The sequence below is a fragment of the Falsiroseomonas sp. genome (genome assembly GCF_030695085.1).
In the GTDB taxonomy this organism is placed as follows: domain Bacteria; phylum Pseudomonadota; class Alphaproteobacteria; order Acetobacterales; family Acetobacteraceae; genus Falsiroseomonas.
Window position 1 is genome coordinate 1 of sequence record NZ_JAUYTS010000022.1, and the last position, 9,343, is coordinate 9,343.

The window sequence follows — 9,343 nt, forward strand, 5'->3', positions numbered from 1 at the left end:
CCGCGCTGGATCGTGCTGGGCAACGCGACTGATACGCTCGACCCTACCACAGCAGACGCCATGCTGCGCCTCGTGGCGGAGCGGCTGCCAGAGGCCAGCATCGTTCTGATCGGAAAGCATCCCGGCTCGCGGGAGTTCTTCCACCGCCAGCTCACCCTGGAGCGTGCGCCCGACGGCGTAGTCGTGCTTCATGAGCTTCATGCCCGACGCCAGGCCGCTAAAATGCCACGGCCGAGGCCGCTCAGCGTCATCGATCGAATGCGGAAAGGATATGGAGGCTGGTCCTGAGCCGCGGGCCACCGCTTTGCTCACAAGGCGCGTCGTTCAACGATGCTGCAAATGAGATGCAGGAGGACTTGGAGGGATATTGCGCCGCTGCCCTCACCATGCGCGGCGCACGTCACCTCGCGCGGGAAGGTCGCGTCGGAGTCCTCCTGGTCTTGGCGGCGGTCCGACGACGCCTACGCCGCCGTTCCTGCGCTCTGCTCGCCAGATGCGCCGCCTCCCTGATGCTGCCTTGGCTTCCAATCTCCGCTCGCGACCTGTTCGCCGATCGTGGCCACGTCAGCGTTCGCTTTCGCGAAGCCCCGGCCTCCCCCAAGTCCTCCCCCCGCATCACTCGGCCAAGCGGGCGGCTTCGTAGCCCGAGACAACGTCCAGCAATTCGCGCGTGATCGTCTCCTGCCGCCGGACGCGGTAGATCTGGCGCAGATCGTCCTGTCGCTCCTCAATGTTGCGCTCGGCGGCCTGCATCGCGGCTAGCCTGGATGCGTGCTCACTCGCCAACGCCTCCGCCATCGCGCGGTAAATCACCACGAATAGCCGTTGCTGCACGAGCCATGACATCAGCCGCTCAGGTTCCATCCTGAAGCACGGCAGTGACCGCCCCGGCCAGCGGGTTTCCGACAGGTGGCGCAGATACCTCTCGGGCAGCGGCAGCAGCCGTTGCACCTGCGGCCGTGCGGCGACGCGGCCTTCCCGGCGGTTGTGCACAACTGAGACGGACCCGACCCCGTGCAGCCGCGTCCATCGATCGATCTCCAGGATGACCGACTGGACCAGGCGCGAAATCCCATCCACCGCACCCGGCAGGCTGTGAACGGATTCGGCGCGGTGCCCCTCCGCCTCCAGCCGTGCCGTGACACGCGCTCCGATCACGCCCAGCACCGTATCCGTTCCGTCCAGTCGGGCCTTGGCGAAGCGGGCGATGGTGTCGTTGTAGCGGCCGCAAAGCCCGCGATCCGAGCCGATCACGATCAGCCCCTTGCGCCTGGTTCGGCTGTCCGTGCCCGGCAGGTGGTGGCCCGCTTCCCGGCGTTGCCGCAGCAGCGCCATCAGACCCAGATCCACGGTGCGCGCGTAATCCGCCATCGCTTCCTCGGCGCGCTCGTACTGCCTGATGCTAACGGATGAGAGCGCCTTCATCGTGCGCACTATGGATTGGATGTCGCCCGTGGTCTCGAGTGCGTTGGACAGGCTCTCAAGCGTTTGCATCGCCTGCCCCTGCCTCCGCGCCGGACAGCGCGTTCCGCATCGTCTCGATCAGCGTCGCGCGGTCCTCGTCGCCGAGCTTCGCGCCCTGGGTGATCCGGTCGCAGAGGTCGGGCAGGCTCGCGCGCACAGCGGTGCAGACGGTTCGCTCGGCCTCGCTCACCGCCCCGGGCTCGAGATCGTCGAACAGGCCCTCCGTCGCCGCGAGCAGGGCCGCGATCTGCTCGGGCACATCAACATGGTCGTGCTCGCGCTGCTTAAGCACCTCGCGCACCCGCAGTCCGCGGGTCAGCCTTTGGCGCGTTTCGGCGTCGAGCTGCGTGCCGAAGCGGGCGAAGGTCTCCAGTTCCTCAAACTGCGCGTACATCAGCCGAAGATTGCCGGCGACGGCGCGGAACGCAGGCAATTGCACCTTGCCGCCCACGCGGCTGACCGAGGTGCCGATGTCGATGGCCGGCAGGTGCCCCTTTTCGAACAGCCCCGGCGAGAGATAGATCTGCCCATCGGTGATCGAGATGAGGTTCGTCGGGATGTAAGCGGAGATGTTCTGCGCCTGCGTCTCCACCACCGGCAGCGCGGTGAGCGATCCGCCACCGTATTGCTCGCGCAGCTGCGTCGCGCGCTCAAGCAGGCGGGAATGGATGTAGAAGATGTCACCGGGATAGGCCTCGCGCCCGGGCGGCCGGCGCAGCAGCAGCGACAGCTCGCGGTAGGCCCGCGCATGGCGCGTGAGGTCGTCGTAGACGATCAGCACGTCGCGTCCGGCGGCCATGAAGTGCTCCGCCATGGAGGTTGCGGCGTAGGGGGCCACGAATTGCAGACCCGGCGCATCCTCGCCGCTGGCCACCACGACGATCGTGCGCTCCATCGCGCCACCTTCGCGCAGGCTCTGGATGACGCGCGCGACCGCCGAGGCGCGCTGGCCGATGGCGCAGTAGATCGACAGAACGCCGCTGTCGCGTTGGTTCAGGATCGAATCCACGGCGATGGCGGTTTTGCCGGTCTGCCGGTCACCGAGGATGAGCTCGCGCTGCCCGCGCCCAATCGGGATTCCGGCATCGACGGCCTTGATCCCGGTCTGCAGCGGCACCTGCACCGGCGCGCGGTGCATGATAGGTGGCGATGGCTGTTCGACGGGCAGGAACCGCTCGGCGTCGATCGGGCTGCCGCCATCGAGCGGGCGGCCCAGCGCATCCACCACCCGGCCGATCAGCCCCGCGCCCACCGGTACATCCACGACGCGGCCGGTGCGCCGCACGGGGTCGCCAGGCCGCAGGCGCCTGGTCTCGCCCAGGACGATGACGCCGGCGCGATGTTCGCCGAGGTTCGAGGCGATCCCCATCACGCCGCCGGAGAAGGTCAGCAGTTCATCGGCGCGCAGGTCTGTGAAGCCCACAACCTCCGCGATGCCGTTGCCGACGGACAGGACACGCGCGACCTCGGCCATCTCGATCCCCGGCCGGACCCGCGCCAGCGCATCCTCCAGCGGGGCGAAGAGTTCGTCGTGCAGGTCAGCGAGCTTCATCAGCCGGTGGCCGGCGCGCCGCCGGGGCGATGGCGGCCGCTGCCCTCGATCACCTCGTCGAGCGTCGTCTCCAGGCGATGCAGGAACCGGGCGGCGGACCATTCGACCGTCTGCTCCCCGATGGTCAGGCGCATGCCAAGGAGCAAATCGGCGTCCTCGTGATACCCGACGTCGATGTCACGCCCGACGCATTCATGGATGGCGCGCGTGACCTGGCTGCGTGCGCCGGGCTTGAGCGCGATGCCGCTCTCCACCCGGGCCTGCCCCCCTGCGCGCGCCGCTGCGCGCGTGAGCTTGTCGCGCTCGGCGGTGTCGAGGGCCGAGAGCCGGTCCGCGAAGGTGCCGGCCACCTGGCCGGCAAGGTCGCTGCCCACATAGTCCCGCAGCACGCGGCCCACGATGTCGATCACCTGGTGGCCGGCGCGCTGCCGCAACCGTGCCGCGAATGCCTCCCGCTCATCGTCCAGATGCGCGTGCCAAGTCGTTCGCTTCGCTTCCATGTCTTCCTGGATGTCCTTCTCAAGCCGGGCGCGGAGCGCGGTCGCCTCCCGGCGCGCCTCGTCCAGCGCCTCCTCCCGGTTGGCTTCCAGCGCGCGTTGGCGCTCCTGCAGGCGGGCCGCCTCGGCCTCGATCTCCGCGCGCGCGGCTTTGGCTTCGGCCAGGCGGGATTCGATGCGCTCCTCCCTGCGCGCCATGGCCTGGATGATGGGGCGGTAGAGGAAGCGCTGCAGTAGCCAGACCAGGATGAGGAAGTTGAAAATCTGGGCGGTAACCGTCAGCCAGTCGATCTGCATGGGTTCAGCCCCCGCCACCTCTGGCAGCACTCGTGGCGACGATGTCCGTGAACGGGTTGGCGAAGATCAGGATCATCGACACCACGAAGCAGTAGATCGCCGTCGATTCGATCATCGCAAGGCTGACGAACAGCGTCCGCGTGATCGTGTTCGCGGCCTCGGGCTGCTGCGCGATCGCTTGCAGGGCCTGCGCCGCGGCACGTCCCTCGGCCAGGGCCGGGCCGATGGAGCCGATGGCGATGGTCAGCCCTGCGGTGAAAATCGAGACCACGGCAACCCAGGTTGCTGCATCCATGCTCAGTCTCCTGTGGGGTTCGGGGGCGCGTCTGGATTGTCGGACCCGTGCCGCGTGCGGCTGGCGGAACCGATGTAGACCATCGCGAGAATGGCGAAGATGTAGGCCTGGATCAGGCCGGTGAGCAGGCCGAGCAACTGCATGACCATCGGGAAGAAGAAGGGCGCCACGCTGATCAGGATGCCGACGATCACGGTCCCGCTCATGACATTCCCGTAGAGCCGCACAGCGAGGGCGATGGTACGCGAAATCTCGCCCACGATGTTGAAGGGCAGCATCAGCGGCGTCGGCCGCAGGTAGGCGCGCAGATAGCCGCCGAGGCCGCGTTCCCCGATGGAAAACAGCGGCACAGCAATCAGCACGCAGATCGCCAGCGCGGCGGTGGTGGAGAGTGATCCGGTCGGTGCCTGATAGCCCGGAACCACCGACAACACGTTCGACGTGGCGATAAACAGGAACAGCGTGCCGATGAAGGGCAGGTAGCGGCCAGGCTTGTCCGCGCCGATCTCCGCAATCTGGTCGCGGATGCCCGAGACGACCACCTCCAGCATCACCTGCCAGCGCGAGACGGTCTCGCCCTCGCTCAGCCGCGCCGTGATCGCCCACGAGCCAAGAACGAGCAGCGCCATGACCAGCCAGGTGAAGACGATCGTGGCGTTGAGCCGCCAGCCCCGCCAATCGTAGAGGATCCAGCTGTCGGGGCTTATTTCCATTCTGCGCCTCCCGGCGTGCCGCGCCGCGCAAGGCGCGTGCCGGCAAGCCGCGCGATGATGAACCCAACCAGCGCGGCGACAAACCCCTCGGCCGGCACGGCAAGGGCGACGGCCGCCGCCATCGCGCCCACCAGAAGCGCCGCCCGTGCGATCCTGAGCCAGACAAAGCCCGCGAGGCCGCCACGGTCCTGCGGCAGACGCCGCACCGCCATCCACAGCAGGGCCAGGTACAGGGCGCCGATAGCCGCCCCCACGAGCACGGAGGCAAGGAGTGAGAAGGGCGAGGCACTCATGGTGTGCCGCCGAAAGACCGCCCTGACCGGTCAATCATCCCGCCCCTCCCGCTGGACCCAGAACCAGGCATTGAGCGCGCCCAGCGCCGCACCGGCGACCAGCAGCGTCAGCGTCCAGGAAACCCTGCCCGGCCAATGCCGGTCCATCCAGATGCCCAGCGCGATGCCTGCCACGACCGGCACGGCAACGGACCAGCCCACCAGCCCGAACATCCCAAGCCCACGCCAGGGGCTGGCCGTCGTGCGCTTGCGCGCCGTCTCCAACCGCCGGGACTTGCGGGCGATGGTCTCGGCCTCGGTCTCGCTTTCCCTGTCGCGCTCGCCGGTCATGATGGCACGGAGCCCAGGTCGCGGAAGCGGCGGATCATGCTCACCTCCAGGCGCGCCAGGGCCGCGCGGGCCTCGCGCTCATCCTCGTCGCGCCTGCGGAAATCAGCCTCGACCAGGGCGCGCAATTCCCCGAGGTCATCGCCCTCGACCGCGCCGCGAACGGCCACCCGCACCTCCTCTCCGCATTTGACCAGTGTGCCGGAATTGACCGCGACGAAGCGCTCGATGCCGTCCTCGGTCTCGTAGATCAGGATGCCCGGCACGAGCTCGGTGACGAAATCGATGTGGTTGGGCAGCATTCCAAAATGCCCTTCGGGCCCCTCCGCCACGATCCGCCGCGCGGGCCGATCGACATGGACGGCCATGGGCGTGATGACCCTAAGCTGCATCGGCGCCCACCTCCTTGCTGTCGAGGTCGGCGACCGATCCGATCATGTAGAAATCGCCCTCACCGCGATCAGCGAAGGCCCCCGAGAGGATCTGCTCACAGCTCTCCAGCGTCTCGTTGAGCGTGACGAAGCGCCCCGGATTGCCCGTCATCGCCTCGGTCGAGAAGAAAGGCTGGGTCAGGAAGCGCTCCAGCTGGCGGGCCTGGCGGACGGTGGCGCGGTCCCGCTCCGAAAGCTCGTCCAGGCCGAGCATCGCGATGATGTCCTTCAGGTCCTCGTATTCGGCCAGGGTGGTACGGACCCCGCGCGCGACGTCGTAGTGGCGCTGGCTCACTGTCGCGGGCGTGAGCATCCGCGAGTAGGAGCGCAGCGGGTCGATCGCGGGATAGAGACCCTCGGACGCCTTCTTGCGCGACAGCACGATCGAGGCCGAGAGATGGGCGAAGGTGTGGGTGGCCGCGGGGTCGGTGAAGTCGTCGGCCGGCACGTAGACGGCCTGGATCGAGGTCATGGTGCCGCGGTCGGTCGAGCAGATCCGCTCCTCCAGCTCGGCCAGTTCGGTGCCCAGCGTCGGCTGGTAGCCCACCCGGCTGGGGATGCGGCCGAGTAGGCCCGAAACCTCCGACCCTGCCTGCACGAAGCGAAAGATGTTGTCGATCAGCACCAGCACGTTGCGGCGCAGGTCGTCGCGGAAATACTCCGCCATCGTCAGCGCGGCGTGGGCCACGCGAAAGCGCACGCCAGGGCTTTCGTTCATCTGGCCGAACACCATGACGGTGTTGTCCCGGACGCCCGCCTCGCCCATTTCCCGATACAGTTCCTCGGCCTCGCGCGATCGTTCGCCGACTCCGCAGAACAGGCTGACGCCATCATATTCGGCGACCATGTTGTGGATCATCTCAGTGATCAGCACGGTCTTGCCCACGCCCGCGCCGCCGAACAGCCCTGCTTTGCCGCCGCTCTCCAGCGGGCTCAGGAGGTCAATGGCCTTGATCCCGGTCTCGAAGATCGTGCCCTCGACCCGTCGCGCGGACAGGGGCACGGGTGCGCGCAGGATAGGCCGCCGGCGCATGTTGCCGAGGGGCGGGCCGTCGTCGATCGTGTCACCGAAGACGTTGAACATCCGGCCGAGCAGGGCTTCCCCCACCGGCACGTCGATGGGACCGCCCGTGTCGCGCACGGCAAGGCCGATCCGCAGTTCGGGCGAGGGGTTCATCACAAGCCCGCGGGCGATGTCCCCCCCAGGCAGGCCGGCAACCTCAATCACGATTTCGGGGTCGGTCAGCGTCACCAGGCGGGTCGAAATCGCGGGCAGCCTTCCTTCGAAGCGGATATCGGCAACCCCGCCCCCCAGCCTCACGATATGGCCGATGCGCTTGTCGCGCTCCGTCATCGCCAGCTTTCCTTAGCTATACCACGCATGATGTATGCCTGAATATTCATACCAATGCATGGATCTTCCAACGAGCCTCTCATCTCTTCGAAAAATACAATACTGCTCCAGTATGGAATATTTTCTTATTGATGGGCCTTACTGTACTGTCGGGAAGAAATTCAGCGGCGATTTTATCAGGCATCCGCACGCCACGCGTCGTTTCGCGTGATAATCGCAGCAAGGCGGTCGAAGGAGGCCCCTGTGAACGGCACAGGCTCATCAAGCGTTTATTTCGGTGGACGACACCGCCCCGGCCGCCGAGTGCTTTTGCCGGCCAAGGCGCACAAGCAACAGATGGTTGGCGCCATCGTTCGCCAGTTGCAAGCGTAACGGACCGCCTGCGAACGACTCGCCATCCAAGCTGCCTTCGGCGATTCCACGCTCGACGCCCTCCGGGTTCTCGACACGGATCTCGTAGCGTGCCGACCCATGACGCAGCGTGACCTCAAATCCAGGCCAGTCCGCAGGGATGCATGGGTCGAACAGAAGCGTTCCCGACTGCAGGCGCAGCCCCAGGATACTCTCGATGCCGGCACGCTGCATCCAGCCGGAGGAACCAGTGTACCAGGTCCAGCCGCCGCGGCCGGCATGAGGTGGTGTGGCACTGATGTCAGCGGCCACGACATAAGGCTCCACCTTGTAGCGATGCACGTCCGAGCGTGTGCGGGCGTGGTTGATCGGGTTCATCATTGCGAACAACCTGCCGGCCTTGCTGCCCTTACCAAGCGCGGCAAATGCCATGATCAGCCAGAGCCCTGCATGGGTGTACTGCCCGCCATTCTCGCGAACGCCCGGCGGATAGGCCTTGATGTAGCCCGGATCCCGCGTTGTCTGATCGAAGGGCGGCGTGAAGAGCAGGGCGAGGCCCTCGGCAGGCCGGATCAATTCGCGCTCCGCCGAAGCCATCGCATGCTCCGCGCGCACCGGATCAGCGGCGCCGGACAGCACGGCCCAGGATTGGGCGATCGAGTCGATGCGGCATTCCGTGCCAGCCGCGCTGCCGAGTGGCGTTCCGTCATCATAGAAGGCGCGCCGGTACCAATCGCCATCCCACGCCTCGCGCTCGAGCGCCGCCTGCAGTGTTGATGCATGTGCCTGCCAGGCCGCGACCCGATCGGCGTCACCACGCGCCGCGGCGCGCCGGCCAAACGCCATGAAGGCGCTGTGCAGCATCCAGGCGAGCCACACGCTCTCGCCTTCGCCCTGCTCTCCCACCCGGTTCATGCCGTCGTTCCAGTCGCCCGTGCCCATCAGCGGCAGGCCGTGGCGGCCAACCTCCATGCTGCGGTCCAGCGCGCGTGCGCAATGCTCGAACAGCGTCGCGGTCGTCTCGGTCACCTCAGGCTGGAAGAAGCGCTCATGCTCGCCGGGGGCGAGCACCGCGCCTTCCAGGAAGGGCACCTGTTCGTCCAGCACGGCGGCATCGCCCGTGGTCGTGATGTAGTGGTCCACCGCGAGCACCAGCCATCCGCGATCATCGGAGATGCGCGTTCGCACACCCTGCCCGGAATGCGGCAGCCACCAATGCTGCACATCGCCCTCGACGAATTGCCGCGACGCGGCGCGCAGCAGATGCGCACGCGTCTCCGCCGGACGCGAGGCAACCAGCGCCATGCCGTCCTGCAACTGGTCGCGGAACCCGTAGGCGCCACTGGCCTGGTAGAACCCCGCCCGCGCCCAGACGCGGCACGACAGCGCCTGATACAGCAGCCACCCGTTCAGCATGATGTCCATGGGCCTGTCGGGCGTGCGGACCTGTATGCGTCCCAGCACATCATCCCAATGCGCCGTCACTTCGGCGGCGACGGCATCAAGGTCTGCGGCGCGGTATTGCGTCACAAGCGCGCGCGCCGCCGGCGCGTCAGACGCCTGGCCCAGGAAACACACGATCTCGACGCTGCCATGCGCGGGCAGTGTCACGCGGCTGCGCATCGCCGCGCAAGGGTCAAGCCCGCCACCAACTGTGTTGGACAGGGCTGCCGTGCCGAACATGCCGGCCGGGTCCGCCAGCGACCCGTTGCGCCCGATGAATTCACGCCTGTCGCCCGTCCATGTGGTCTGCGCGCCCCGCAGGTCGA

The 9,343-nt window shown here is 67.4% G+C and carries 10 protein-coding genes and 1 pseudogene; 1 reads left to right on the top strand and 10 read right to left on the bottom strand.

What is annotated here, in order from left to right; all coding sequences use genetic code 11:
• Positions 1–288: pseudogene (locus Q8S40_RS02140) on the top strand (hypothetical protein); the annotation flags it as partial.
• A 327-nt stretch (positions 289–615) separates the two neighbouring features.
• On the opposite strand, the gene Q8S40_RS02145 reads toward Q8S40_RS02140, so the two are convergent.
• The 10 genes from Q8S40_RS02145 to Q8S40_RS02190 all read right to left on the bottom strand — a co-directional run.
• The gene (locus Q8S40_RS02145; RefSeq protein ID WP_305669116.1) at positions 616–1,494 is read right to left on the bottom strand and encodes a F0F1 ATP synthase subunit gamma; all 879 of its coding nucleotides are present in this window, start codon (positions 1,492–1,494) and stop codon (positions 616–618) included.
• Complete coding sequence (locus tag Q8S40_RS02150) at positions 1,481–3,118, bottom strand: alternate F1F0 ATPase, F1 subunit alpha (protein ID WP_305669117.1); 1,638 nt, start codon at positions 3,116–3,118, stop codon at positions 1,481–1,483. The genes Q8S40_RS02145 and Q8S40_RS02150 overlap by 14 nt, the downstream gene beginning before the upstream one ends.
• Positions 3,016–3,810: a F0F1 ATP synthase subunit delta gene (locus tag Q8S40_RS02155; protein ID WP_305669118.1), complete on the bottom strand. Its 795-nt coding sequence runs from the start codon at positions 3,808–3,810 to the stop codon at positions 3,016–3,018. Before Q8S40_RS02155 ends, Q8S40_RS02150 begins: the two co-directional genes overlap by 103 nt.
• A gap of 4 nt (positions 3,811–3,814) precedes the next feature.
• On the bottom strand, positions 3,815–4,105 hold the full coding sequence (locus Q8S40_RS02160; protein WP_304812192.1) for a F0F1 ATP synthase subunit C: 291 nt from the start codon (positions 4,103–4,105) through the stop codon (positions 3,815–3,817).
• Positions 4,106–4,107: 2 nt separating this feature from the next.
• Positions 4,108–4,818, bottom strand: coding sequence for a F0F1 ATP synthase subunit A (locus Q8S40_RS02165; protein ID WP_305669119.1), 711 nt, complete (start codon positions 4,816–4,818; stop codon positions 4,108–4,110).
• A complete protein-coding gene (locus tag Q8S40_RS02170; protein WP_305669120.1) occupies positions 4,809–5,111 on the bottom strand; it encodes an ATP synthase subunit I in 303 nt (100 codons plus the stop codon). Before Q8S40_RS02170 ends, Q8S40_RS02165 begins: the two co-directional genes overlap by 10 nt.
• A 30-nt stretch (positions 5,112–5,141) precedes the next feature.
• Entirely contained in the window at positions 5,142–5,441 is a 300-nt protein-coding gene (locus tag Q8S40_RS02175; protein WP_305669121.1) for an AtpZ/AtpI family protein, read from the bottom strand.
• Positions 5,438–5,806, bottom strand: coding sequence for a F0F1 ATP synthase subunit epsilon (locus tag Q8S40_RS02180; protein ID WP_305669122.1), 369 nt, complete (start codon positions 5,804–5,806; stop codon positions 5,438–5,440). The genes Q8S40_RS02175 and Q8S40_RS02180 overlap by 4 nt, the downstream gene beginning before the upstream one ends.
• 13 nt (positions 5,807–5,819) lie before the next feature.
• Positions 5,820–7,229, bottom strand: a complete 1,410-nt coding sequence (gene atpD / locus Q8S40_RS02185; RefSeq protein WP_371136790.1) for a F0F1 ATP synthase subunit beta — start codon at positions 7,227–7,229, stop codon at positions 5,820–5,822.
• 255 nt (positions 7,230–7,484) lie between these two features.
• On the bottom strand, positions 7,485–9,343 hold a 1,859-nt coding region (locus tag Q8S40_RS02190; RefSeq protein WP_371136789.1), incomplete at its 5' end, for a GH36-type glycosyl hydrolase domain-containing protein.

Excerpts from the sequence above, each read along its gene's own strand:
- Q8S40_RS02145 (WP_305669116.1), bottom strand. The coding sequence starts at position 1,494 with ATGCAAACGCTTGAGAGCCTGTCCAACGCACTCGAGACCACGGGCGAC.
- Q8S40_RS02180 (WP_305669122.1), bottom strand. The coding sequence starts at position 5,806 with ATGGCCGTCCATGTCGATCGGCCCGCGCGGCGGATCGTGGCGGAGGGG.
- Q8S40_RS02150 (WP_305669117.1), bottom strand. The coding sequence starts at position 3,118 with ATGGTCCGCCGCCCGGTTCCTGCATCGCCTGGAGACGACGCTCGACGA.
- Q8S40_RS02165 (WP_305669119.1), bottom strand. The coding sequence starts at position 4,818 with ATGGAAATAAGCCCCGACAGCTGGATCCTCTACGATTGGCGGGGCTGG.
- Q8S40_RS02175 (WP_305669121.1), bottom strand. The coding sequence starts at position 5,441 with ATGACCGGCGAGCGCGACAGGGAAAGCGAGACCGAGGCCGAGACCATC.
- Q8S40_RS02160 (WP_304812192.1), bottom strand. The coding sequence starts at position 4,105 with ATGGATGCAGCAACCTGGGTTGCCGTGGTCTCGATTTTCACCGCAGGG.
- Q8S40_RS02155 (WP_305669118.1), bottom strand. The coding sequence starts at position 3,810 with ATGCAGATCGACTGGCTGACGGTTACCGCCCAGATTTTCAACTTCCTC.
- Q8S40_RS02170 (WP_305669120.1), bottom strand. The coding sequence starts at position 5,111 with ATGAGTGCCTCGCCCTTCTCACTCCTTGCCTCCGTGCTCGTGGGGGCG.